Origin of the sequence: Psychromarinibacter sp. S121 (assembly GCF_049801035.1) — a bacterium.
GTDB lineage: Bacteria > Pseudomonadota > Alphaproteobacteria > Rhodobacterales > Rhodobacteraceae > Psychromarinibacter.
Map to the genome: position 1 here is coordinate 804,148 of NZ_JBNAGE010000003.1, position 24,171 is coordinate 828,318.

Genomic DNA, 24,171 nt, shown 5'->3' on the forward strand with positions numbered 1-24,171 from the left:
TCCGGATTTCTTCCAGTTGCACCGCAATCACAGGGGGCCAGCGGTGGAATCAGACGTGATTCCCGTAGGTTCTCGCAAAAACGGATTAACCGGGGCCTAACTGGCCCCGGTCAGCGTGCTGCGCGATCAGTTGGTTTGCGCCTGGAACTGCGCATTCACCGCGTTGATGAACTGCGCGCGCGACATGGCCAGCTCGTACGAGCCGTCGGCCTCGGCTTCTGCCGCGATGCGGACGTGATCGACCGGCAGCTCAAGGCTTTCGTCCAGTGCGATCACAAGGGCCGTCTCGCCCGAGGCCAGCGTCTGGACTTCCTGCACGGTGCCGATCGGCTCGGCGTCTGCGGACAGGACGATGCCCTGCTCGGCGGTGGCGTCCATGCCGGTGCCTTCCATCGGCTCTTCGGTGGCGGCCACCGCGTCGTCGATCGCTTCGCTGGTGCCGGTGACGGCCTCGTCGGTCGTGTCCGCGGTCTGGGCCAGCACGTCGCCGGTCGTCTCGGCGGTGTCGCCTGCGGTGTCGGTCAGCGTCTGCGCGACGGCGGCGCCCGCGAGAAGAGTTGCGAGTGCGGTAGAGCAGAGGATGGTCTTGCCGGTATTCATCGATAGCCTCCTTGGCTGTTTCCGGTTTGTCGGACCCATGCGGATCCGCCGTGTCCGAATGCATCTGTCGCAGAAGGGCGTCGCCGCAAGACTGCCCGCCGCGGCGCGGCGATAACGCGCCAAATCGGCCGGATCCGATCAGCAGAAACCTGCAAGTTCCGTGGCTGCCGCTACGTGCGTTTCGTGGATTTGATCGCCGGTGGCGGCATTCCGCGGGTGGCACGCCACCAAACGATGAAAGCCTGAGCGTCGGCGATGACGCGGTTTCGGGTGCGCGACAAACGCCGACTCATTCGGCTGCGCGAAAAAAAAGGCCGGGCGAAACGCCCGGCCAAGTCCAACAGGGAGGTAAAGAAGCGGGGTGAATAAATCGGGCCGCCGCGTCTTCGATGTGCAGATATGCCCGCAGTGCCTGCCGATCAAGCAGTTTGTGAACGATGCGACGCAAGGCCGCTATGTGGCCTGTGCATGTGTATCCTGCGTCAGCCGGCATCCTCGTCGGTGCGGCGTTTCCGGTAGGCGATGATCTCTTCCGTCACGAAGTCGCGGAAGGCCGCGATCCGCTTGGAGTTACGCAGTTCCTCCGGGTAGGCGAGGAACACCGGCACCTCGTTCGACTCGATATCCGGAAGCACGCGCACCATCTCCGGGAAGTCTTCCAGCAGATAGTCGGGCAAAACGCCGATGCCGAGGTTGCTGAGAACGCCCTGCAGCACGCCGAAGTAGTTGTTCACCGTCAGCAACGAGCGCACGTCATGCGTCATCAGTTGCGAGATCAGGCTGACCCCGGCGGACACCTGATGCGAGGTCGGGTTCTGGCAGATCAGCCGGTGCATCGCGATGTCCGACATCCGTTTCGGCGTCCCGGCGGATTCGAGGTACTTCGGCGACGCGTAAAGCCGCATGCGCACGCCCATCAGACGGCGGCGGATCAGGTCGGCCTGGCTGGGCTCCTTCATGCGGATGGCAACGTCGGCCTCGCGCATGGGCAGGTCCAGCACCCGCTCTTCCAGCATCAGGTCGATCTTCAGATCGGGATAGCTGGAATATAGCGTCGGCAGACGGGGTGCGAGCCACAGCGACCCGAAGCCGGTGGTCGCCGTCACGCGCAATTCGCCGAACACTTCTTCCTTCGAGTCGCGGATCCGCGCTTCTGCCGTGTCGAGGCGGCGCACCATGGCAGAGGTCGCATCGAACAGAAGCTCCCCCTGTTCGGTGAGAATCAGTCCCCGCGCGTGGCGGTGGAAAAGGGTGGCATTCAGGCTCTCTTCAAGCGCCCGGATCTGCCGCGAGACGGCAGACTGGCTGAGATGCAGCGACTCCCCGGCATGCGTGAGCGAGCCGGCATCTGCCACCGCGTGAAATATTCTTAGCTTGTCCCAGTCCATTTTTTTGCGGGCCGACCCTGTTACAGTCTCAATATAGCAGTATGGTTACCGAGGGGTTAGGCGGGAACAGCCGTCCGGGGCAACCGGTAAATTCATTTTGTAGGTCAGTCTGTGTGACCTATGATACCCTTAAATTCTAGCTAAACGAGAGGCACCCAGCAATGCGCCAGGACGTGACCCTTCACGACCGGTTCGACCTTGAAAAGTCACCCGTACTCCTGAACGGGACGCAAGCGCTGGTACGTTTGTTGTTGATGCAGAAGGCCCGCGACCAGGCCGCCGGGCTGAATACGGCGGGCTTCGTCTCGGGATATCGTGGGTCGCCGCTGGGCGCGGTGGACATGACGATGGCGCGCTCCAAGGACGTGCTCGAGGCATCCGACATCAAGTTCCAGCCCGGTCTGAACGAAGACCTTGCCGCCACCGCCCTTTGGGGCACCCAGCAGGCGGAACTGCGCGGCGAGGGCAAGTTCGACGGTGTCTTCGGGCTTTGGTACGGCAAAGGCCCCGGCGTCGACCGCTCGGGTGACGTGATGCGCCACGCCAACATGGCGGGTTCGTCGAAGAACGGCGGCGTGATCATGGCGCTGGGCGACGACCACACCGGCGAAAGCTCGACCGTGTGCCACCAGTCCGACTGGGCCGCCGTCGACGCCTATATCCCCGTGCTGTCGCCCGCAGGCGTGCAGGAGATCATGGATTTCGGCCTGTATGCCTATGCGCTCAGCCGGTTCTCGGGGCTCTGGACGGGCCTCAAGCTGATCAAGGACACCGTCGAGGCGACCGCCGTCGTGGACGGAAGCCCGGACCGCATGAGCTTCGTCATCCCGGAATTCGACATGCCTGCGGACGGGCTGAACATCCGGCTGGGCGATCACTGGATTCCGCAGGAAGCGCGGATGACCGACTATAAACGCTTCGCGGCCGAAGCGTTCTCGCACGCCAACAAGATCGACAAACGCGTCTGGGGCAAGCCGGGCGCGAAGATCGGCTTCGTCGCGGCGGGGAAGAACTGGCTGGACCTTGTCCACGCCCTGTCGCTGCTTGGCATCGACGCGGCAGAGGCAGAGCGCCTTGGCATCACCACCTACAAGGTGGGCCAGACCTGGCCGATGGACATGAAGTCCTTCCACGATTGGGCCGAGGGGTTGGACCTGGTCGTCGTGGTCGAGGAAAAGCGCAAGCTGATCGAAGTGCAGATCAAGGAAGCCATCTTCGACGACCGGCGCGGCCGCCGTGTCTATGGCTGGTACAAGGGCGGCGCGGGCGGCATGCACCGCGACGAACTGTTCCCGACCCGCTATGCGCTGGACCCGGTGATGATCGCCGAAAAGCTGGGCGACATCCTGATCGAGGAGGGGCGTGGCACCGACCGCATCAAGGCGGGCGTTCAGGCCATTCTCGACGCCAAGAAAGCCGACAACGCTGAAGAGATCGCATCGCGCCTGCCGTATTACTGCGCCGGTTGCCCGCACAACACCTCGACCAAGGTGCCCGAGGGAAGCCGCGCCTATGCGGGTATCGGCTGTCACTTCATGGTGCAGTGGATGGACCGCGAGACCAGCGGCTTCACACATATGGGCGCCGAGGGCGCGAACTGGGTGGGCGAGGCGCCGTTCTCGAAGACCGAGCACGTGTTCCAGAACCTTGGCGACGGGACCTACAACCACTCGGGCATGCTGGCGATCCGCTTCGCGCTGATGGCCGGAACGAACATCACCTACAAGATCCTTTACAACGATGCCGTCGCCATGACCGGCGGGCAGACGAACGATGGCGGGCTTAAGGCCGACCAGATCGTCCGCGAACTGCTGGCGATGGGCGTGCGCAACGTGGCCGTGGTCTATGACGAGAAGGAAGACGTCGACCGGTCCGCCTTCCCGAAAGGCGTGCCAATCCACGAGCGCGACGCGCTTCCCGCGGTGCAGAAGACATTCAGCGACTACAAGGGCGTGTCGGCCATCGTCTATATCCAGACCTGCGCCGCCGAAAAACGCCGCCGCCGCAAGCGCGGCACATTCCCGGACATCGACAAGCGCGTCTTCATCAACACCGACGTCTGCGAGGGCTGCGGCGATTGCGGCGTGCAGTCGAACTGCGTCGCCATCGTGCCGGAGGAGACGGAGCTGGGCCGCAAAAGGGCGATCGACCAGTCGAGCTGCAACAAGGACTTCAGCTGTCTCAATGGCTTCTGCCCGTCCTTCGTGACGCTGGAGGGGGCGACGCCGAAGAAGGCCGCGACCGTCGATCTTGACATCGGGCACATGCCGGAACCCGAGATTGGCACCATCGACGGCACCTACAACGTCGTCATCACCGGCGTCGGCGGGACCGGCGTCGTGACCATCGGCGCGGTCATGGCGATGGCCGCGCATCTCGACGGCAAGGCGGCGGGCATGATGGAGATGGCGGGCCTCGCTCAGAAGGGCGGGGCGGTGCACATCCACTGCCGGCTGGCCGAGACGCCCGAGGCGATCACCGCGATCCGCGTCGCGACCGGCGAGGCTGATGCGCTGATCGGTGGCGACCTTGTCGTCAGCGCGGGCGCAAAGACGCTGGGCCTGACCAAGACCGGACGTACCGGCGCCGTCGTCAACAGCCACGAGATCATTACGGGCGATTTCACCCGCGACACCGAATTCCGCCTGCCGACCGACCGCCTTTCGGTCGCGCTTCAGGCGCGCATCCGCGACAAGCTGAGCCTGTTCGACGCCACCGATCTGGCCAAGACGGCGATGGGCGACACGATCTTTTCCAACATGATCGTGTTCGGCGCCGCGTGGCAGCAGGGTTTCGTGCCGATCTCGCTAGAGGCGATCCTGCGCGCGATCGAAATGAACGGCGCTGCCGCCGAACGCAACAAGCGCGCTTTCGAGATCGGGCGTTGGGCGGTGCTGAACCCGGAAGAGGCGGCGAGCCTGTCGCATCCGAAGGTGGTGGAACTGCCGAAATCGGTGGACGAGAAGATCGCCTTCCGGGCAGAGCAGCTGACCAAGTACCAGTCGAAGCGGCTGGCCGCGAAGTATCGCAAGGCTGTCGAGCGGTTCAGCGACCCGAAACTGCGCGAGGCGGTGGCGAAGGGCTATCACAAGCTCTTGGCCTACAAGGACGAATACGAGGTCGCGCGCATGTTGCTCGAGACCGAGGACAAGGCCCGCGAGGCCTTCGACGGCGACTTCCGCATGTCCTACCACCTTGCGCCGCCGATCATGGCGAAGCAGGGCGCCAACGGGCGGCCCGAAAAGCGGCAGTTCGGCCCCGGCATGCAGCGAGGGTTCCGGATGCTGGCGCGGATGAAGGTCCTGCGCGGCACGCCGTTCGATCCGTTCGGTCGCCTGCCCGAACGCAAGATGGAGCGCGCGCTGATCAAGCAGTACGAGGGCGACATGAACCTGCTTCTGACGCAGGCAGAAAAGAACCCCGAAGCTGCCGTCGCGCTGGCGGAGCTTCCCTTGCAGATCAGGGGCTTCGGCCCGGTCAAGGAGGCCAACGAGGCGAAGGCGGCCAAGCGCCGCGAAGAACTTCTGGAGGCGCTGAAGCAGGGTGACAAGGGGTACAGCAGGGCCGCGGAGTAATCGCGGTTCTGTCATCGTTTCTTCGCAAGGAAGTTACATGATGGCCGCTACGGGATCGGGTTCGATTCCCAAGGCAGGCAGCCCCGAAAGGAATGCGGATGGCTTTCAATCGCCACATCGCAAGGGACATCAGCTACGCAAGTTCGGCGCGCTCGAAAAGCGGGCGCGCGATGATCCGGCTTCTGGAGAACGCGACCGGGCGGATGCACCTGATCCGGCGCGCGAGGGGCTATGACCTGGAGGTCGCGAACGGCCGCGATTTCTGGCAGGTCATGGTGGACCGCTATGGTCTTAGCCTCGACGTGGTCGCGGGCAGCCTGAACAACATTCCGGCGCAGGGCCCGCTGATCCTGATCTCGAACCACCCTTATGGCATTCTCGACGGGCTCATGATGGGCCATATCCTCAGCCTTGCGCGCGGCGACTTCCGCATTCTCGCGCACCGGATCTTTCGCAAGGCAGAAGAACTGAATCGCATCATCCTGCCCATCGCCTTCGACGAAACCAAAGAGGCGGTGCGCCAGAATGTCGAAACGCGCAAGACCGCGCTCGACTATCTGGCGCACGGCGGCGCCATCGGTGTCTTCCCGGGCGGCACCGTGGCTACCGCGCCCAAGCCCTTCGGGCAGCCGCTGGATCCGCTTTGGCGCAGCTTTACCGCAAAAATGATCGCAAAATCCGATGCGGCGGTGGTGCCGGTCTACTTTGACGGTCACAACTCGCGCCTGTTCCAGATCGCCAGCCATTTGCACTATACCTTGCGCATGGCGCTGCTGATCAACGAGTTCCGGATGCGGGTAGATGATCCGGTCAAGATCGCAGTCGGCGAACCCATCCCGCGGGCGGAACTCGACCGCTATCGCGACAATCCGAAATCCATGATGGATTTTCTTCGCCAGCGGACGTATGCCCTGTCCCCACGACCGCTCAAATCCACAGGCTACGGGTTTGAGTTCGAGGAAAAGTATCGCGCTTAAGGGCAGGGCATCGGATTGGCCGTCGGGATTTTCGATAGCGGGCTGGGAGGCCTGACCGTACTGGACGCCGTCACGCGGGCAATGCCCGACGTGCCCTTCGTTTATTACGGCGACAACATCAACACGCCCTACGGCGTGCGCGACCCCGAGGACATCTACGACCTGACGACCAAGGGCGTGCAGCGGCTGTTCGACGCTGGCTGCAACCTTGTCATCCTCGCCTGCAACACCGCCAGCGCCGCCGCGCTGCGCCGGATGCAAGAGGGCTGGGTGCCCCGCGACAAGCGGGTGCTGGGCGTCTTCGTGCCGCTGATCGAGTCGCTGACCGAACGCCAGTGGGGCGACAACTCGCCCCCGCGCGAGGTGAAGGTGAAGCACGTGGCCCTGTTCGCCACGCCAGCCACTGTCCGCAGCCGCGCCTTCCAGCGCGAACTTGCGTTCCGGGCCATCGGTGTGGACGTCGAAGCGCAAAGCTGTGGCGGTGTCGTCGACGCGATCGAAGAAGGCGACATGATCCTTGCCGAAGCGCTTGTGCGGTCGCACGTTGACGCACTTTTGCGCAAAATGCCGGACCCCGACGCCGCGGTGCTGGGCTGCACCCACTATCCGCTGGTCGAGGATGTGTTCCGCGACGCGCTGGGCAAGGACGTGGATGTCTACAGCCAGCCGAACCTCGTTGCAGCAAGCCTTGCCGACTATCTTGAACGGCATCCCGAGATGAAGGGCGAAGGCAGCGAGTCGTTGTTCCTGACCACCGGCGATCCGCTGAAAGTCTCGAACCAGGCCACCCGATTTCTTCGACGAAAGATCGGATTCGTCCCCGCGTAACCGGATTGTTTCCATGTTACGCGACGTAGAATCCCGTCCCGCTTTCAAGGCGCTTTGAGCGGGTCTATCTGCCGTCTGTGAGTGCGCGTCCGGGTGGATGCGCGACGATTTCAAGGAATTGGTGAGATGTTTGGTACCAAGTGCCTGCCGGTGTGCGCACTGGCGTTCTCTATGACGATTGCGGCCACGGCCGGTCACGCCGTGACCGTCACCGAAGCCGATGTGGGCGAATTCTCGTCCAACTGGGCCGCGCCGACCGTTCTGGGCGACGGCGTGACGTCGGTGTCCGGCACCGGCGCCGGCAACGCGTACGACATCCTGCTGCTGACCGGGCTTGCTTCGGGCGCGCAGACGCTTTCGTTCAGCTTCGAAGGACCGTCGGGCGCCGACTACTCCTATTCCGCCGGTGGCAGCATCCGCTACAGCGAGACGCCGTTCCGCTGGGGCTGGGATGGGCAGGATGGCGGCAGCTTCGCCACCACCTACTATGACCTCACGGACAGCCTGGAGATCGTGCTGGGCGACGCATTCGGCGGTGTCCTGTACCTTGCGCTGTATTTCACGCACGGACAGGATCTGGCCTACACCTTCAGCTCCTCCGCGTCTGTCGACGCGATCGACCCGGCCCCCGTGCCGCTGCCGGCCGCGGGCCTTCTGCTGGGCGGCGCGCTTGCGCTGTTCGGCGCAGCCGCCGCACGCCGCCGACGTTGCTGACACCCCGTGCCGGGGCAAGCCCCCGGCACCCGTCACGACTTCGCGGCGAGGCAGATTCCGGTTGAAACCCGTCCCTCGCTCGCTCATCAACTGGATAACTTTGCGAGGGCAGGAACATGACCCACAACATCGCCATTCTGGGCGCGTCCGGATACACCGGGGCCGAACTGGTCCGGCTGATCGCCACGCACCCGTCGTTCAAGATCGCGGCGCTGTCCGCGGACCGCAAGGCGGGCATGAAAATGGCCGAGGTGTATCCGCACCTGCGCCATCTGGACTTGCCCGACCTCGTGACCATCGACCAGATCGATTTCTCGCAGATCGACCTTTGTTTCTGCGCATTGCCGCATGCAACATCGCAAGCCGTAATCAAGGACTTGCCGTCGGACATTAAAGTCGTCGACCTGTCCGCCGACTTCCGGCTGCGCGACCCTGCCGAGTACCAGAAATGGTACGGCCAGCCGCACGCGGCGACCGAGCTTCAGAACGAAGCCGTCTATGGCCTGACCGAGTTCTACCGCGACGAAATCCGCACCGCGCGGCTGGTCGCAGGCACCGGCTGTAACGCGGCGACCGGCCAGTTCGCGCTGCGCCCGCTGATCGCGGCGGGGGTGATCGACCTTGACGAGATCATCGTGGACCTGAAAGCGGCCGCGTCCGGAGCCGGGCGGTCGTTGAAGGAACACCTGCTTGCGGCCGAGATGGACGAGAACGTGCTGGGCTATTCGCTGGGCGGCAAGCACCGGCATCTGGGCGAGTTCGATCAGGAGTTCTCGAAGATCGCGGGCCGCAAGGTCGAGATCCAGTTCACGCCGCACCTGATCCCGGCGACGCGCGGCATCCTGCTGACGGCCTACGTGAAAGGCGACCCGCAAGCCATTTATTCCGCTATGGAAAAGGCATATGAGGCCGAGCCGTTCATCGAGGTTCTGCCCTTCGGGTCGGCCCCCGCGATGAAGCACGTGCGTGGCTCGAACTTCTGCCATGTCGGGGTCGTTGCAGATCGGCATGAGGGCCGTGCGATCGTGATCGCGACGCTGGACAACCTGTGCAAGGGATCCTCGGGTCAGGCGATCCAGAACGCGAACCTGATGCTGGGCGAGGAAGAGACCGCCGGGCTGATGCTGGCGCCGCTCTATCCGTAACGCAAATTTGCGCTGAATCAACGCATGGCCCCGCGGGAACGGTGATAGTATCTCGCGGGTCTGTGGAGGATGCGAATGGCCGGACTGAAGAATCTGAAGAAGCGCCGCCGCGTGCAGGTGATCCTTGTGGCCGCCGTGGCGCTTGCGCTGTCGACCGCGATGATCGGCTATGCGATGCGCGACGGCATCAACTTCTTCCGCGCGCCCAGCCAGATCGCCGAAGAGCCTCCGGCGCCGAACGAGACATTCCGACTTGGCGGGCTGGTCGAAGAGGGCTCGCTGGTGCGCGGGCAGGGCGAGACGATCACCTTCAGCGTCACCGACGGCGGCGCCTCGATCCCGGTGTCCTATACCGGCGTGCTGCCGGATCTTTTTGAAGAGGGTCAGGGCATGGTCGGCACCGGCCGCCTGATCGACGGCGTGTTCGAAGCGACGGAGATCCTTGCCAAGCACGACGAGACCTACATGCCGAAAGAGGTCATCGACGCGCTGAAGGAACAGGGCGTCTACGAAGACCCGAACGGTTAGCTTCCGTCTTCTTAACCGCAATTCAACATCCTCCGCCCCGCATTCAGTTTCGTGCGGGGCAAGGTCATGCGATCGGTTGAAAACATTGCGGACGAGATCATCGCCCGTGAAGGCGGCTATGTGAACGATCCGGACGACCCCGGCGGGCCGACGAAATACGGCGTCACGCTGGGCACGCTGCGGGGCCTGCGGATCGACAATGACGGGGACGGCGACACCGACGTCCAGGACGTCAAGCGGCTGACCCGCGGACAGGCGCGCGAAATCTTCGTCAGCGACTACTTCCACCGCCCGGGCATCGGCAGCCTTCCCGAACCGCTGCAGCCCAGCCTCTTTGATATGTACGTCAACGCGGGCTCGAACGCGGTGCGCATCTTGCAACGATTGCTGAACGACATGGGGCATCGCCTTGCGGTCGACGGCGCCATCGGTCCGCAGACCATCGAGGCCGCGCAAATCGCGCATGCCAGCGCGCCGCGCCACCTGTCCGACGCCTACGGCATAGCCCGGCGCAACTATTACTACGCCCTTGCCGACCGCCGCCCCGCCAGCCGCAAGTTCGCGCGTCGCCGGGATGGCGGGAAGGGCGGCTGGATCCTGCGCGCCGAGGAATTCATCTCGCCCCGCTACCATCTGAGCGAGGCAGAGCACCGCCAGAGGACCGCCGCATGGGACTGATCGAGGGCACGCTCGATACCGTGTTCGGCGGCGGGCGCAACGTGGTGCGCGACACGGTCGAGATCTTCCGCGAGAACGCCGAGGCCGCTGGGCAGCGCGAGGCGCAGGTGCGCGGCGCGACGCTTGACCAGTTCGCGGCGGAATTCGCGGTGCCGCGCCGGGGCCTGTTTGACAGGGTGATGGACGGTCTGAACCGCGTGCCGCGCCCGGCGATGGCGCTGGGGACGCTGGGCCTGATGGTCGCGGCGATGGTCGACCCGATCTGGTTCGCCAGCCGGATGCAGGGCATCGCGCTGGTGCCAGAGCCGCTGTGGTGGCTGCTGGGCGCTATCGTGTCCTTCTATTTCGGTGCGCGGCATCAGGCGAAGGGGCAGGAGTTCAACCGCTCCATCGCCGAGACGCTGGCCCGCGCGCCCTTGGTTCAACGCAACATCGGGGCCCTCATGGCGCTGGAGGCGGGCTTTGGCGCGGTGCCGCCCGCGACTGACCTGCCGCCCACGGGCGAGGGGCCAAATCCGGCGCTGGACGCGTGGAGGCGGGACAATGGCTGACCTGACGATCACCGAGGAATGGCGGCGCAGCGTCGAGAAACGCCTGCAAAGCCTGGAACTTCGCGACGCGGTGGACGAGGTGCATCGCCTGAACGTCGAGGACCGGCTGGGCGGCATCGAGGAATCGCTGAAATGGCTGCTGCGGCTGATCGTCGGCGGTCTGGTGACCGGCGGCATGGCCTATCTGGTGGCCGGAGGCTTCAGCCTGGGGCATTGAACCCGGCTCACCCCGGCGATTCACCATCCGCGCGATAAACCCTTTGCGACAGGTGCGCGCAGGGAATTGGCGGCGCCGCGTGCGACCCGTATAAGCGGAAGCATGATCGTCGAGCTTGGCCACTTCGCCCTTATCCTCGCCGCCGCCGTGTCGCTTGTGCAGGCGGTGGTTCCCATGATCGGTGCCCAGAAGGGCTGGCGCGGCTGGATGGCCGTGGCAGAGCCCGCCGCCAGCGCGCAGTTCTTCCTGACTGCGGTGGCGTTTGCGGCGCTCACCTATGCCTTTGTCACTTCGGATTTTTCGCTGCGGCTGGTGGTGCTGAACTCGCACACGGACAAGCCGATGCTCTACAAGATCAGCGGCGTCTGGGGGAACCACGAGGGCTCGATGCTGCTGTGGGTGCTGATCCTGACGCTGTTCGGCGCCTGCGCCGCGTGGTTCGGTCAGGGTCTGCCGCCCGGCCTTCGGGCGCGGGTGTTGTCGGTACAGTCGGCCATCTCGCTGGCCTTCTTCGCGTTCATCCTGTTCACCTCGAATCCGTTCACCCGGTTGGCGGTGCCGCCGATGAACGGGCAGGACCTGAACCCGCTGCTGCAGGATCCCGGCCTCGCCTTCCACCCGCCGTTCCTCTACCTCGGCTACGTCGGCCTCTCGATGGCCTTCTCCTTCGCCGTCGCCGCCCTGATCGAGGGGCGGGTCGACGCCGCTTGGGCCCGCTGGGTCCGGCCTTGGACGCTGGCTGCGTGGGTGTTCCTGACCATCGGCATCGCGCTGGGGTCTTGGTGGGCCTATTACGAGCTGGGCTGGGGCGGCTTCTGGTTCTGGGACCCGGTCGAGAACGCCTCGTTCATGCCGTGGCTGGTGGCGGCGGCGCTGCTGCACTCGGCCATCGTGGTGGAAAAGCGCGAGGCGTTGAAATCGTGGACGGTGCTGCTGGCGATCCTTGCCTTCGGCTTTTCGCTGATCGGCACGTTCATCGTGCGCTCCGGCGTCATCACGTCGGTCCACGCCTTCGCCAATGACCCGGAACGCGGCGTGTTCATCCTTGTCATCCTCGCGGTTTTCGTCGGCGGCGCGCTGACCCTGTTCGCCGCCCGCGCACAGGCGATGGAGGCGAAGGGCGTCTTCTCGCTCGTCAGCCGCGAATCCGCGCTGGTTCTGAACAACATCCTGCTGGCGGTCGCGGCCTTCGTCGTCTTCATCGGCACCATCTGGCCGCTGGTCGGGGAAATGCTGCTGGGCCGCAAGCTGTCGGTCGGCGCACCCTTCTTCAACATGGCGTTTACCCCATTCTTCGTTGCGCTTGCGGCGGTGCTTCCCATCGGGGCCATTCTGCCGTGGAAGCGCGCGAAACTGGGCCGCACGATGCAGCCGCTTTGGGGCGTGCTGGCGCTGTCCATGGCGGCCGGTGCGCTGACCTTCGCGATCCAGACCGGCCGCTCCGCGCTGGCGCCGGTCGGGATGATCCTGTTCGTCTGGCTGGTCGGCGGCGCCATCGTCGACCTGTTCACTCGCACCGGACGCGGCGACTGGTCCTCGCGCCTGCGCCGCCTGTCGAACCTGCCGCGCGCCGACTGGGGCAAGGCGGTCGCCCATGCCGGGCTGGGCGTCACGATGTTCGGCATCGCCGCGCTGACCGCATGGCAGCAGGAAGACATCCGCGTCGCACAAGTGGGCGAGACCTTCCCCGTCGGCGCCTACGAGATCACGCTGGCAGGCGTCGAGCAGGTCGAGGGGCCGAACTTCAACTCGATCCAGGCCGAGATGCGGGTTTTCCGCAACGACCGCGCCGTCGCCACGCTTTACCCGCAAAAGCGCGTCTACCCCGTGGCCGCGATGCCCACCACCGAGGCCGCCATCGACAACGGCTTCCTGCGGGACGTCTACGTCGTGATCGGCGATCCGCAGCAGGGCGGCGGCTGGGCGGTGCGCACTTACATCAAACCCTTCGCAAACTGGATCTGGGCAGGGTCGATCATCATGGCGCTTGGCGGCCTGCTGTCGCTGACAGACCGACGCTATCGCGTGGCGGCGGGCGCTCGCAAGATGACCACGCCCAAAGCGGTGGCGGCGGAATGAAGCGTCTTGTCCTGATCCTGTGCCTGCTGGCCGGGCCCGCCCTTGCCGTTCAGCCGGACGAGGTTCTGTCCGACCCGGCGCTTGAAACGCGTGCCCGCGAGATATCGAAGGAACTGCGCTGTCTTGTCTGCCGCAACGAGTCGATCGACGAATCCAACGCCGGCCTTGCCCGCGACCTGCGCCTGCTGGTGCGCGAGCGTCTGGTCGAGGGGGACAGCAATGACGAGGTGATCGACTTCGTGGTCGACCGCTACGGTGAATATGTCCTGCTGAAGCCGACCACCTCTGGCGCCAACCTGATCCTCTGGGTCGCCGGGCCGGTCCTGCTGCTGGTGGCGCTTGGCGTCGGGCTTCTTTACATCCGCCGCCGCAGCGGCGCGGCGGAACCCGCGGCGGCACTGTCCGCCGAGGAAGAAGCGCGGCTGAAACAGATTCTCGACGACTAAACGCTGTTTGACGGCGCGTTCCACTTCCCCTTGCGCCGCGTCCCGGTATGCTCCGGTCAACCTGCGACGGGAGGGCTGGCATGGAATATCAGGCAATCGAATTGACCCAGACGGACGGGCTGGCGGTGATCACGCTGAACCGGCCCGACGTGATGAACGCGCTCAACACCCAGATGCGGGCCGAACTGCTGCACGCGGTGAAATCCGCTGAACGCAGCGCCCGGGCCATCGTGCTGACCGGCGCGGGGGACCGCGCCTTCTGTTCCGGTCAGGATCTGGGCGACGCGGCGACGCGCGCCTCGAACGTCGATCTGGAGCGGGTGCTGCGCGACGAGTACGAGCCGATGCTGCGCGCGATCTTCGACTGCCAGGTGCCGACCATCGCCGCCGTCAACGGCGCGGCGGCGGGGGCGGGGGCGAACCTTGCGCTGGCCTGCGACGTGGTGATCGCGGCGGAACGCGCGTCGTTCCTGCAGGCCTTCACCAGGATCGGTCTGGTTCCGGACGCGGGCGGCACCTATTGGCTGCCACGGCAGATCGGCTTCGCCCGCGCGATGGGCGCTGCGCTGTTCGCCGAGCCGGTGACCGCGAAACAGGCGGTCGAGTGGGGCATGATCTGGGAAGCGGTGCCCGATGACAGTTTCGACGACCATTGGCGGGCCCGTGCCGGGCGTCTCGCGGCGGGTCCGACCGTGGCCTATCGCAACGTGAAACGCGCGATCCGCGACAGCTTTGACAACGGCCTGACCGCCCAACTGGCGCTTGAGGCAGAGCTTCAGGGCGAATGCGGCAAGACCCGCGATTTCCAGGAAGGCGTGATGGCCTTTCTCGAGAAGCGCCCTCCCAGCTACGAAGGCCGCTGACCGGGACGCTTCGGAGCCGATATGGCCCGGCGAGTTGTGGATTTTTCTGTGGATGACTTCACGGGCTTTCTGGCACGCCGTCCGCTGTGGATAACCCCTGTGGATAATCCTGCGGGCGGCTGTCCTGTCAGTCGGCGTCGTCGGGCAGGGCAAAGCGGCCCATCTGCCCTTGCGAGAACACAAGCGGCGCACCGTCCCGCCACGTCGCCCGCAGCACCCGCGCGATGACGATCCGATGATCGCCGCCATCGTGGGTCGTGACCGTGCTGCATTCGAACCGGGCAAGGCATCCGTTCAGCAGGGGAACGCCCCGGTCGCTCGGCGCCCAGTCGCAACCGTCGAAGGCAGTCCCGTTCCGCGAGAACCGCGAAGCGATCTCGGCCTGTTCCGCGCCGATCACGTGGATCGCAAAATCCGCGGCTTCCGCGAAGGCGTGATAGCGGCGAGAATGTTTTGCGGGCGACCACAGCACCAGCGGCGGGTCAAGCGATACGCTGGCAAAGCTGTTCGCCGTGATCCCAAGCGGCCCGATCTCGCTATGCGTGGTCACCACCGTCACACCGGTCGCAAAACGTCCCAACGCATCGCGGAACGCTTTCTGCGTGTTCGGCCCGGGAACAACCTCGGCCATTTCGGGACTCGTCTCCGTCGTCATCCAGCGCGGACCCTCTTTTGCGTTGGCTCCGGTGTAATGCGCAAAGCCCGGAAAGGACAGCAGGCAGGCAGGGCTTTGCGAAGGTTAACGCTATTTCGGGCAGGTTCGGATCGTCCTGCCGCGTTTACACATCTTCGATCCGTGCAAGTGTTCGATCTGTAATAGAATGAAGGAATGGTAAATTTTTGCGTTTGGGCGTCTTTGGATCTCACGAAGGCCAAATCGCCGGTTGTGTAGAATAAAGACTGGAAAAATTCGCCTATGTGGCCCTACCGGGCTCGTAGATGTAGAAATTGTACAATCTAGCTTCCCTGGTCCGGCTTGAATCCGGCCGCTTGGCAAAGCGATGTCTGGCCCCGAAAATTGCGTGGGCGCCGGCCGGGAACAACTGGTATCGGCCTTTCGGGCAGAAAACCATAAGACCGGTTACTTGCACAAAAGCTGCACCTACGGCTGACACGACGCAGCGGCCTCAGGTCGCGCATCTACGAAACGGCTTGAGCGCGCTGCAAGGCAGAGATAGCACGGGTTTCAGTCAGGATCGGGAGGCACGGACTTGGAAATCAGCAGCAACACGACCGCGATCGTCACAGGGGCAGCCTCGGGGCTTGGCGCCGCAACCGCAGAGATGCTTGCGGCGGCAGGTGCAAAGGTCACGATCTTCGACATGAACGAAGATGCCGGCAGCGCAAAAGCGGACCAGATTGGCGGGTCGTTCTGCAAGGTCGACGTCTCCGATCCCGCCAGCGTCGCAGCCGGAATTGAGACCGTAAAAGAAGCCGGCAACGGCCTGCAAATCCTCGTTAATTGCGCAGGCATCGGCCCCGCCGCCAAGACCGTCTCGCGGGGCGAGGCGCATGATCCGGCCCTGTTCGCGAAAGCGATCTCGATCAACCTGATCGGCAGCTTCAATTGCGCCAGTCAGGCTGCCCTTCTGATGTCGCAAAACGAGCCGGTGACCGACGACGGCGAGCGTGGCGTCATCATCAACACCGCCTCTGTCGCCGCCTACGACGGCCAGATCGGTCAGGTCGCCTATTCCGCGTCCAAAGGCGGTATCGTCGGCATGACGCTACCTATGGCGCGCGACCTGTCCTCGCATGGCATCCGCGTCGCGACCATCGCACCCGGCATTTTCCTGACCCCGCTGCTTGCCGGACTGCCGCAGGACGTACAGGACTCTCTCGGCAAGCAGGTGCCGTTCCCGTCGCGCCTTGGCCAGGTCTCCGAATTCGCGGCGCTGGCGCGGCACATCGTGGAAAACGCCATGCTGAACGGCGAGGTCATCCGCCTGGATGGCGCGATCCGCATGGCGCCGCGCTAGGGCCGGAGGCATCAAAAATGTTCATCGGACTCGACCTCGGCACATCGGGGCTCAAAGGCGTTCTGATCAACGAAGATCAGGAAATCCTTGCGGAATCCACGGCGCCGCTGTCGGTTAGCCGTCCTCAGGACGGCTGGTCCGAACAGGACCCCGCAAGCTGGATCAAGGCCGCAGAGGATGTCTTCGACGCGCTCGCCGCGGCGCAGGACCTTGGCGCGGTGGCGGGCATCGGCCTGTCCGGTCAGATGCACGGCGCGACGCTTCTCGACGACGCCGATCAGGTGCTGCGTCCCTGCATTCTGTGGAACGACACCCGCAGCCATGCCGAGGCCGCGGCAATGGACGCTGCCCCCGAATGGCGCGAGATCACCGGCAACATCGTCTTCCCCGGTTTCACCGCGCCAAAGCTCGCTTGGCTCAAGATTAACGAGCCCGAAACCTTCGCAAAAACCGCAAAAATCCTCCTCCCGAAGGATTTTTTGCGTCTCTGGCTGACCGGTGACCATGTGGGCGAGATGTCGGATGCCGCAGGCACCAGTTGGCTCGACACCGGCGCGCGCGATTGGTCCGACCGCCTGCTCGACGCCTCGGATCTGGGTCGTGACCACATGCCCCGCCTTGTCGAAGGCTCTGAAGTGTCCGGCACGCTGCGCGCGGAACTGGCAAGCCGCTGGGGTCTTGGCGCGGACACCGTCGTGGCCGGAGGCGGCGGCGACAACGCAGCCTCCGCAATCGGCGTGGGTGTGGTGCATGCGGGGCAGGCTTTCGTCTCGCTTGGCACTTCTGGCGTGCTGTTCGCTGCGAACGATGGCTACCGTCCCGACCCTGCGACGGCCGTTCATACATTTTGCCACGCGTTGCCGGGTACCTGGCACCAGATGGGCGTCATCCTTGCCGCCACCGACGCGCTGAACTGGTTCGCGCGTCTGGCCGGTCAGGACGCCGCGTCGCTGACTGGCGGGCTTGGCGATCTGCAAGCGCCTGGGAAGACAACATTTCTTCCCTACCTCGGTGGCGAACGCACCCCGCTTAACGACGCGGCGGTGCGCGGTGCGTTCCTTGGTCTGGAACACGTCACTGACACCGCGGCGGCCACCCGCGCCGTGCTGGAAGGCGTGACGTTCGCGATCCGCGATTGCCGCGACGCCCTTGCGGCCACTGGCACCGAGATCTCCAGCTTGCTCGCCGTCGGTGGGGGCGCCCGGTCGACCTATTGGCTGCAGGCCATCGCGACCGCGCTTGGAACACCGGCCGATCTGCCCGTCGCGGGCGACTTCGGCGGAGCCTTCGGCGCCGCCCGACTTGCGATGATGGCGGCCACCGGAGGCGGCACCGAACTTGCGGCGCCGCCCCACATCGAAAGTCAGATCGAACCCGTCGCTGTTCTGACCGAGGCTTTCGATGAAGGGCACGCAAGATATCGAAAGGCCTCGGATCTCGCCCAGAGTTTTGCGTAGCTTTTGCATCCGTAAACAGTCGCCAAAATCCATTCTGGATTGTGCCGGGGCCGTGTGCGGTTGCCGAAATCGACGGCCGGAGTGAGATCCGGACTCCATGCTTATGCAGGCGTAGGATTGCTACGAGCGCGGACTGCGACGCTCTGCCTATGCACAGAGCATTTGACGGGGCTTCATTATCGACTAACCCTTATCCTAGGGAGGTGAGGCCATTCTGGCCCCGGTATCCGCATGCGCGGCGCCGGCGGATCGAGGGAGACTGAGCATGGCTCTGGACGGCACCACGCCCGAGGAACTGCGTGAAGCGGTTCTGTGGCATCTGACCTATACGCTGGGCAAGGACGCGGGCCATTCCAGCCTGTATGACTGGCGTATGGCGATGTCCTTCGCATTGCGCGACAGGATCGTCGAACCGTGGTTCGCCTCGACCCGCAAGACTTATGATACCGCGGCAAAACGCGTTTATTATCTGTCGCTTGAATTCCTGATCGGCCGCCTTCTGGAAGACGCGGCGATCAACCTTGGCCTTCGCGATGTGGCCGAGCGCGCCCTGAAAGGCATTGGCCCGGATTTCGGCGAACTGGTCGCTGACGAGCCCGATGCGGCCCTTGGCAATGGCGGTCTGGGTCGGCTGGCCGCGTGTTTCCTCGACTCGCTGTCGACCCTCGGCGTGCCCGCGCATGGCTATGGCATTCGCTATGAACACGGGCTGTTCCGGCAGCGGTTCGAGGGTGGGCGACAGGCGGAAACCGCGGAAGACTGGTTGCGCCAGAAGCACCCCTGGGAATTCGAGCGCCCCGAGGTTGCCTATGAAATAGGCTTCAAAGGTCAGGTACACGGGGACTTCTGGGAACCGGCAGAGTCGGTCATCGCGACAGCGCACGACATGGCGATCGTCGGCTGGCAGGGCAAATGGGCGAACACGCTTAGATTGTGGGCGGCCGAGCCGACGGAACTGTTCGACCTAGACCGCTTCAACGCGGGTGACTACGCGGCGGCGGCAGAGCCCGAGTCGCTGGCGCGGACGATCAGCCGCGTGCTGTATCCCGACGACACGACCTATGCCGGTAAGGAATTGAGGTTGAAGCAGGAATACTTCATGACCTCTGCCGCGCTTCAGGATATTTTGCGGCGTTATTTTGCGACCAATAACGATGCGCGGAAGCTGCCGAAGCACGTGGCGATCCAGTTGAACGACACGCATCCGGCCATCGCCTCGCCAGAACTGATCCGGCTGCTGATGATGCGCGGGCTGACCTTTGAAGAGGCCGCTTCGACGACCGAGCGCACCCTGAATTACACCAACCACACCCTGCTGCCCGAGGCGTTGGAGCGGTGGTCGACATGGCTGATGGGGAACGTGCTGCCGCAGCACATGGACCTGATCGAGCGGCTGGACGACCGGCACCGCAAAGCCAACCCGAACCGGCCGAAATCGGTTGGACTGGTGCTGAATAACGAGGTGCAGATGGGTACGCTTGCCTTCGTGATGGCAAACCGTGTCAACGGGGTTTCGGCGCTGCACACCGACCTTGTGAAAGAAACGGTTTTTGCGGATCTTCACAAATTGCATCCTGAAAAAATCGTGAATGAAACTAATGGGATAACGCCAAGGCGCTGGCTGAAACTGGCGAACCCGGCGCTGTCTGGCCTGATCACCGACACCATCGGCGACGGATGGGAGGCCGACCTTGACCGGCTAGAGCGTTTGGAGCCTTCCATCGAGGACGCAGGGTTTATTGAGAGGTTCTCGGCGGCGAAGCGCAAAAACAAGGAGGCGCTGTCGGACTGGGTGGGCGAGACGATGGATATCGCGATCGACCCCGACGCCATTTTCGACGTTCAGATCAAGCGCATCCACGAGTACAAACGGCAACTTCTGAATATCCTGCAGACCGTCAGCTTGTGGCATCGCATCCGCCAGAACCCGGGCGGCGACTGGGTTCCGCAGGTTCGGATCTTCGGTGGGAAATCCGCGCCCGGCTATACCGTGGCAAAGGAAATTATCCATTTCATCAATGACGTAGCGCAGACCATCAACAACGACCCAGAGGTGCGCGGGCTGCTGAAGGTGGTCTATCCGCCGAACTACAATGTCTCGATGGCCGAGCGGCTGATTCCCGCGGCGGATGTCAGCGAACAGATCTCGACGGCGGGCAAGGAAGCGTCCGGCACCGGCAACATGAAATTCGCGCTGAACGGTGCCCTGACGGTCGGAACGCTGGACGGCGCCAACGTCGAGATCCGCGAGAAGGTGGGGGCCGAGAACTTCTTTCTCTTCGGCCTGACGGCGCCGGAAGTGGTGGCCCGGAGGCGCATTCCCGACCACGCACGGCTTGCCATTGAGGCCAGCCAGAACCTGAAGGACGTGCTGCAACTTATTGCGGAGGGGGCGTTTTCTCCGGACGATCCAGAGCGGTACCACGGTATCCTCGATCGGATCTGGCACCACGACTACTTCCTCGTCGCGTCGGATTTTGATGGTTACGACGCGGCGCAGCAAGCGGTCGCGACCACGTGGAAAGACCAGGACCGCTGGATGCGGATGGCCGCTCGCAATACCGCACGCATGGGCTACTTCTCGTCTGACCGGACGATCCGTGGTTACATGGCAGACATCTGGGACGTGACGTCCGCGATGTAAGCCACGGAATATAAAGGAGCCGCGCATGGCCGATATGGGAGCAGACTGTCCGAGCCACGGCGATGCGCGCGCGATTGTCGAGGGGCGTCACGGCGACCCGTTCCGGGTTCTGGGCCTGCATGAGATCGGCGGACACAAGACGCTGACCGTTTATATGCCCGGGGCAGAGCGGGTGACGGCGCTGACGGGCAAGGGGACCGAGACCGAGCTGGCGCCGGTCAACGGCGCGCCCGGGCTTTTTTGCGGTCGGTTCGGTCGCGCAAAAACCTATCATTTGCGGTGCACCAACAGTGACGGCACCTGGGAGCAGGAAGACCCGTATCGTTTTGGCCCGGTGCTGGGCGAGATCGACGAGTACCTGCTGGGCGAAGGCACCATGCGCCGCATCTGGCACGCGCTCGGCGCACATGCGATCGAGCATGAAGGCGTCCACGGGGTGCATTTTGCGGTCTGGGCACCCAATGCACAGCGTGTCTCGGTCTTGGGCGATTTCAATCTGTGGGACGGGCGCCGGACGCCGATGCGGCGGCGCGGGGCGACCGGCGTCTGGGAGATCTTCGTGCCCGGGCTGGGCGAGGGGACCTCGTACAAATACGACATCCTCGGCCACGACGGACAGCCGCAACCGATGAAGGCGGACCCGGTCGGCTTCGGGTCGGAGCATCCGCCCGCGAATGCCTCTGTCGTGCGGCGCATCGACCGGCCGCACTGGAGCGACGGGGCGTGGATGGACAGCCGGCAGGCACATCAGAACATCGACGCGCCGATCTCGGTCTACGAGGTCCACCTTGGCAGCTGGCGGCGGTCGGACGATGGCGGGCGGCGGCTGAGCTATCTGGAACTGGCCGAGGAACTGGTGGACTACGCCCACTGGATGGGCTTTACCCACTTGGAATTCCTGCCGATTTCCGAGTTTCCCTTCGACGGCTCGTGGGGCTATCAGCCCATTGGCCTGTACGCCCCCACCATCCGGCACGGTCTGCCGGACGAGTTTCGCGCGCTGGTCAACGCGGCGCATGCGAAGGGGATGGGCGTGATCCTCGACTGGGTGCCGGGGCATTTCCCGACCGACCCGCACGGTCTGGGCCGGTTCGACGGCACGGCCCTGTACGAACACGCCGACCCGAAAGAGGGGTTCCATCAGGACTGGAACACCCTGATCTATAACTATGGCCGCAAGGAAGTGGCCAACTACTTGATATCGAACGCGCTTTACTGGCTGGAGGAATACCACGTCGACGGTCTTCGGGTCGATGCCGTCGCGTCGATGCTGTACCGGGACTATTCCCGCAAAGAAGGCGAGTGGGTGCCGAACATTCACGGCGGGCGCGAGAACCTCGAAGCCATCGCGCTGCTTCAGAACATGAACGTCACCGCATACGGGCAGATGCCGGGGATCATGACGGTGGCCGAGGAATCCACCGCCTTCGACGGCGTGTCGCGTCCCGTGGACAAGGGCGGGCTGGGCTTCGGGTTCAAATGGAACATGGGGTGGATGAACGACACCCTCGACTACATGCACCGCGAACCGGTGCACCGGAAGCATCACCACCACCAGATGACCTTCGGCCTGCACTACGCCTTCACCGAGAATTACGTGCTGCCGATCAGCCATGACGAAGTGGTGCACGGCAAGGGCAGCATGATCGGCAAGATGCCCGGTAACGATTGGGAAAAGTTCGCAAATTTGCGCGCTTTTTACGCCTTCATGTGGACCCACCCCGGCAAGAAACTGCTGTTCATGGGGTGCGAGTTCGCCCAGTGGCGGGAATGGAACCACGATCAGTCGCTGGACTGGCACCTGTGCGCGGACGATCTGCACCGCGGCGTGCAATGGCTGGTGCGCGACCTGAACGGGCTGATGCGGGGGCTGCAGTCGCTGCATGTAAACGACACGCGACCCGAGGGATTTCAATGGCTTGACGGGGGTGATGCCGAGAATTCGGTGTTCTCTTACGTACGAAATGGTCGCCCGGGCGACCCGCGTGTCGTGGTCGTTCTGAACATGACCCCGGTCGAGCGCACGGGCTTCCGTTTGGGCCTGCCGGGCGGCGGGTACTGGCGCGAGGCGATCAACACCGATGCCGAGGTGTACGGCGGCGGCAACCGGGGAAATTTCGGCGGCATCTGGGCCGAGGGAGTGCCGTGGCACGGGCAGGAGCAGTCGGCGCTGATTACCCTGCCACCGCTCGCAGGCATCGTATTCGTCGAGGAAAATGGGAGGTAAGTCATGTCACCACAAAGGAATTCACGTCTTTCCAGCCGCGCGATGGCCTTCGTTCTGGCCGGGGGGCGGGGCTCGCGGCTGAAGGAGCTGACCGACCGGCGCGCGAAGCCTGCGGTCTATTTCGGCGGCAAGGTCCGGATCATCGATTTCGCGCTGTCGAACGCGCTGAACTCTGGCATCCGAAAGATGGCCATCGCCACGCAGTACAAGGCGCACAGCCTTATCCGGCACTGTCAGCGGGGCTGGAGCTTCTTTCGCGCCGAACGCAACGAATACCTCGACATTCTGCCTGCCTCGCAACGGGTGGACGAAAGCATGTGGTATCTGGGGACGGCCGATGCGGTGCGTCAGAATATCGACATCGTCGACAGCTATGATGTGGACTACATCGTCGTTCTGGCCGGCGACCATATTTACAAGATGAATTACGAGAAGATGATCGAGCAGCACGTCAATTCCGGCGCCGACGTCACCATCGGCTGCCTCACGGTGCCGCGGATGGACGCGCGCGCCTTCGGCGTGATGGGGGTGAACGAGCAGATGCAGATCACCGACTTCCTCGAAAAACCTGCCGACCCGCCCGGCATCCCCGGCGACGAGGCGCATGCGCTGGCGTCGATGGGAATCTACGTGTTCGACTGGAAATTCCTGCGCGACCTGCTGTTGTCTGACGCCGACGACCCGAACAGCAGCCATGATTTCGGCCACGACCTGATCCCGGCGATCGTCAAGAACGGCAAGGCGATGGCGCACCGCTTCGCCGACAGCTGCGTGATGAGCGGGCTGGAGAAGGAACCGTATTGGCGCGACGTGGGGACCATCGACGCTTTTCATTCGGCCAATATCGACCTGACGGATTTCATCCCCGAACTCGACCTGTTCGACACCGACTGGCCGATCTGGACCTATTCCGAACTGGTCCCGCCCGCGAAGTTCATCCACGACGAGGAAGAACGCCGCGGCAGCGCCGTGTCCTCGCTGGTGGCCGGCGGCTGCATCATCTCGGGTTCCGAGATCCGCAATTCGCTGCTGTTCACGGGCGTCCACGCGCACAGCTATTCCTCGATGTTCGAGGTGGTGGCGCTGCCCTATGTCGACATCGGCGAGAAAGCGGAACTTAACCGCTGCGTCATAGACAGGGGCGTGCGGATCCCGGAAGGGCTGGTCGTGGGCGAGGACCCGGAAGAAGACGCCAAGTGGTTCCGAAGGACCGAGGGCGGCATCGTTCTGATCACGCAGGATATGGTAAACGCCCGCGCGGCGGCATTGGGGTAA

General features: G+C 64.1%; 20 protein-coding genes. 17 read left to right on the plus strand and 3 right to left on the minus strand.

The window, feature by feature from the left end; genetic code table 11:
• Positions 1 to 126 precede the first annotated feature (126 nt).
• Complete coding sequence (locus tag ACP156_RS17670) at positions 127 to 600, minus strand: hypothetical protein (protein ID WP_425052676.1); 474 nt, start codon at positions 598 to 600, stop codon at positions 127 to 129.
• Positions 601 to 1,082: 482 nt separating this feature from the next.
• Positions 1,083 to 1,988 carry a LysR family transcriptional regulator gene (locus ACP156_RS17675; RefSeq protein WP_425052677.1) on the minus strand — a complete coding sequence of 302 codons (906 nt, stop codon included), beginning with the start codon at positions 1,986 to 1,988 and terminating at the stop codon, positions 1,083 to 1,085.
• Between the two features lie 161 nt (positions 1,989 to 2,149).
• Between ACP156_RS17675 and ACP156_RS17680 the strand changes: the two genes are divergently transcribed.
• From ACP156_RS17680 to ACP156_RS17735, 12 genes are all read left to right on the plus strand, one after another.
• Entirely contained in the window at positions 2,150 to 5,563 is a 3,414-nt protein-coding gene (locus ACP156_RS17680; RefSeq protein ID WP_425052678.1) for an indolepyruvate ferredoxin oxidoreductase family protein, read from the plus strand.
• Positions 5,564 to 5,661: 98 nt separating this feature from the next.
• Positions 5,662 to 6,540, plus strand: a complete 879-nt coding sequence (locus ACP156_RS17685; RefSeq protein WP_425052679.1) for a lysophospholipid acyltransferase family protein — start codon at positions 5,662 to 5,664, stop codon at positions 6,538 to 6,540.
• Positions 6,541 to 6,555: 15 nt separating this feature from the next.
• Positions 6,556 to 7,368 (plus strand): glutamate racemase, encoded by an 813-nt coding sequence (locus tag ACP156_RS17690; RefSeq protein ID WP_425052680.1) that lies wholly within the window; start codon positions 6,556 to 6,558, stop codon positions 7,366 to 7,368.
• 126 nt (positions 7,369 to 7,494) lie between these two features.
• Entirely contained in the window at positions 7,495 to 8,082 is a 588-nt protein-coding gene (locus ACP156_RS17695; protein ID WP_425052681.1) for a hypothetical protein, read from the plus strand.
• Positions 8,083 to 8,198: 116 nt separating this feature from the next.
• On the plus strand, positions 8,199 to 9,227 hold the full coding sequence (gene argC, locus ACP156_RS17700; protein ID WP_425052682.1) for an N-acetyl-gamma-glutamyl-phosphate reductase: 1,029 nt from the start codon (positions 8,199 to 8,201) through the stop codon (positions 9,225 to 9,227).
• 84 nt (positions 9,228 to 9,311) lie between these two features.
• A complete protein-coding gene (gene ccmE / locus ACP156_RS17705; RefSeq protein ID WP_425052858.1) occupies positions 9,312 to 9,755 on the plus strand; it encodes a cytochrome c maturation protein CcmE in 444 nt (147 codons plus the stop codon).
• 66 nt (positions 9,756 to 9,821) lie between these two features.
• A complete protein-coding gene (locus ACP156_RS17710; protein WP_425052683.1) occupies positions 9,822 to 10,433 on the plus strand; it encodes a holin-associated N-acetylmuramidase in 612 nt (203 codons plus the stop codon).
• Entirely contained in the window at positions 10,424 to 10,984 is a 561-nt protein-coding gene (locus ACP156_RS17715) for a holin family protein (RefSeq protein WP_425052684.1), read from the plus strand. The genes ACP156_RS17710 and ACP156_RS17715 overlap by 10 nt, the downstream gene beginning before the upstream one ends.
• Positions 10,977 to 11,201, plus strand: a complete 225-nt coding sequence (locus ACP156_RS17720) for a pseudouridine synthase (protein ID WP_425052685.1) — start codon at positions 10,977 to 10,979, stop codon at positions 11,199 to 11,201. Before ACP156_RS17715 ends, ACP156_RS17720 begins: the two co-directional genes overlap by 8 nt.
• Positions 11,202 to 11,303: 102 nt before the next feature.
• Positions 11,304 to 13,280, plus strand: a complete 1,977-nt coding sequence (locus ACP156_RS17725) for a heme lyase CcmF/NrfE family subunit (RefSeq protein WP_425052686.1) — start codon at positions 11,304 to 11,306, stop codon at positions 13,278 to 13,280.
• A complete protein-coding gene (locus ACP156_RS17730; protein ID WP_425052687.1) occupies positions 13,277 to 13,726 on the plus strand; it encodes a cytochrome c-type biogenesis protein in 450 nt (149 codons plus the stop codon). Before ACP156_RS17725 ends, ACP156_RS17730 begins: the two co-directional genes overlap by 4 nt.
• Positions 13,727 to 13,806: 80 nt before the next feature.
• Positions 13,807 to 14,589 (plus strand): enoyl-CoA hydratase-related protein, encoded by a 783-nt coding sequence (locus ACP156_RS17735; RefSeq protein WP_425052688.1) that lies wholly within the window; start codon positions 13,807 to 13,809, stop codon positions 14,587 to 14,589.
• Positions 14,590 to 14,716: 127 nt separating this feature from the next.
• On the opposite strand, the gene ACP156_RS17740 is transcribed toward ACP156_RS17735, so the two are convergent.
• A complete protein-coding gene (locus ACP156_RS17740) occupies positions 14,717 to 15,220 on the minus strand; it encodes a flavin reductase family protein (RefSeq protein ID WP_425052689.1) in 504 nt (167 codons plus the stop codon).
• Between the two features lie 580 nt (positions 15,221 to 15,800).
• On the opposite strand from ACP156_RS17740, the gene ACP156_RS17745 reads away from it, so the two are divergent.
• The 5 genes from ACP156_RS17745 to glgC all read left to right on the plus strand — a co-directional run bounded on the left by ACP156_RS17745 (position 15,801) and on the right by glgC (position 24,171).
• Positions 15,801 to 16,568 (plus strand): SDR family NAD(P)-dependent oxidoreductase, encoded by a 768-nt coding sequence (locus tag ACP156_RS17745; protein WP_425052690.1) that lies wholly within the window; start codon positions 15,801 to 15,803, stop codon positions 16,566 to 16,568.
• 17 nt (positions 16,569 to 16,585) lie between these two features.
• A complete protein-coding gene (gene xylB / locus ACP156_RS17750; protein WP_425052691.1) occupies positions 16,586 to 18,025 on the plus strand; it encodes a xylulokinase in 1,440 nt (479 codons plus the stop codon).
• 265 nt (positions 18,026 to 18,290) lie between these two features.
• Positions 18,291 to 20,669, plus strand: coding sequence for a glycogen/starch/alpha-glucan phosphorylase (locus ACP156_RS17755; RefSeq protein WP_425052692.1), 2,379 nt, complete (start codon positions 18,291 to 18,293; stop codon positions 20,667 to 20,669).
• Between the two features lie 34 nt (positions 20,670 to 20,703).
• Positions 20,704 to 22,896, plus strand: a complete 2,193-nt coding sequence (gene glgB, locus ACP156_RS17760; RefSeq protein WP_425052859.1) for a 1,4-alpha-glucan branching protein GlgB — start codon at positions 20,704 to 20,706, stop codon at positions 22,894 to 22,896.
• Positions 22,897 to 22,899: 3 nt separating this feature from the next.
• Positions 22,900 to 24,171 carry a glucose-1-phosphate adenylyltransferase gene (gene glgC / locus ACP156_RS17765; protein WP_425052693.1) on the plus strand — a complete coding sequence of 424 codons (1,272 nt, stop codon included), beginning with the start codon at positions 22,900 to 22,902 and terminating at the stop codon, positions 24,169 to 24,171.

Excerpts from the sequence above, each read along its gene's own strand:
- ACP156_RS17670 (WP_425052676.1), bottom strand. The coding sequence starts at position 600 with ATGAATACCGGCAAGACCATCCTCTGCTCTACCGCACTCGCAACTCTT.
- ACP156_RS17675 (WP_425052677.1), bottom strand. The coding sequence starts at position 1,988 with ATGGACTGGGACAAGCTAAGAATATTTCACGCGGTGGCAGATGCCGGC.
- ACP156_RS17680 (WP_425052678.1), top strand. The coding sequence starts at position 2,150 with ATGCGCCAGGACGTGACCCTTCACGACCGGTTCGACCTTGAAAAGTCA.
- ACP156_RS17685 (WP_425052679.1), top strand. The coding sequence starts at position 5,662 with ATGGCTTTCAATCGCCACATCGCAAGGGACATCAGCTACGCAAGTTCG.
- ACP156_RS17695 (WP_425052681.1), top strand. The coding sequence starts at position 7,495 with ATGTTTGGTACCAAGTGCCTGCCGGTGTGCGCACTGGCGTTCTCTATG.
- argC (WP_425052682.1), top strand. The coding sequence starts at position 8,199 with ATGACCCACAACATCGCCATTCTGGGCGCGTCCGGATACACCGGGGCC.
- ACP156_RS17710 (WP_425052683.1), top strand. The coding sequence starts at position 9,822 with ATGCGATCGGTTGAAAACATTGCGGACGAGATCATCGCCCGTGAAGGC.
- ACP156_RS17715 (WP_425052684.1), top strand. The coding sequence starts at position 10,424 with ATGGGACTGATCGAGGGCACGCTCGATACCGTGTTCGGCGGCGGGCGC.
- ACP156_RS17720 (WP_425052685.1), top strand. The coding sequence starts at position 10,977 with ATGGCTGACCTGACGATCACCGAGGAATGGCGGCGCAGCGTCGAGAAA.
- ACP156_RS17725 (WP_425052686.1), top strand. The coding sequence starts at position 11,304 with ATGATCGTCGAGCTTGGCCACTTCGCCCTTATCCTCGCCGCCGCCGTG.
- ACP156_RS17730 (WP_425052687.1), top strand. The coding sequence starts at position 13,277 with ATGAAGCGTCTTGTCCTGATCCTGTGCCTGCTGGCCGGGCCCGCCCTT.
- ACP156_RS17735 (WP_425052688.1), top strand. The coding sequence starts at position 13,807 with ATGGAATATCAGGCAATCGAATTGACCCAGACGGACGGGCTGGCGGTG.
- ACP156_RS17740 (WP_425052689.1), bottom strand. The coding sequence starts at position 15,220 with ATGGCCGAGGTTGTTCCCGGGCCGAACACGCAGAAAGCGTTCCGCGAT.
- xylB (WP_425052691.1), top strand. The coding sequence starts at position 16,586 with ATGTTCATCGGACTCGACCTCGGCACATCGGGGCTCAAAGGCGTTCTG.
- ACP156_RS17755 (WP_425052692.1), top strand. The coding sequence starts at position 18,291 with ATGGCTCTGGACGGCACCACGCCCGAGGAACTGCGTGAAGCGGTTCTG.
- glgB (WP_425052859.1), top strand. The coding sequence starts at position 20,704 with ATGGGAGCAGACTGTCCGAGCCACGGCGATGCGCGCGCGATTGTCGAG.
- glgC (WP_425052693.1), top strand. The coding sequence starts at position 22,900 with ATGTCACCACAAAGGAATTCACGTCTTTCCAGCCGCGCGATGGCCTTC.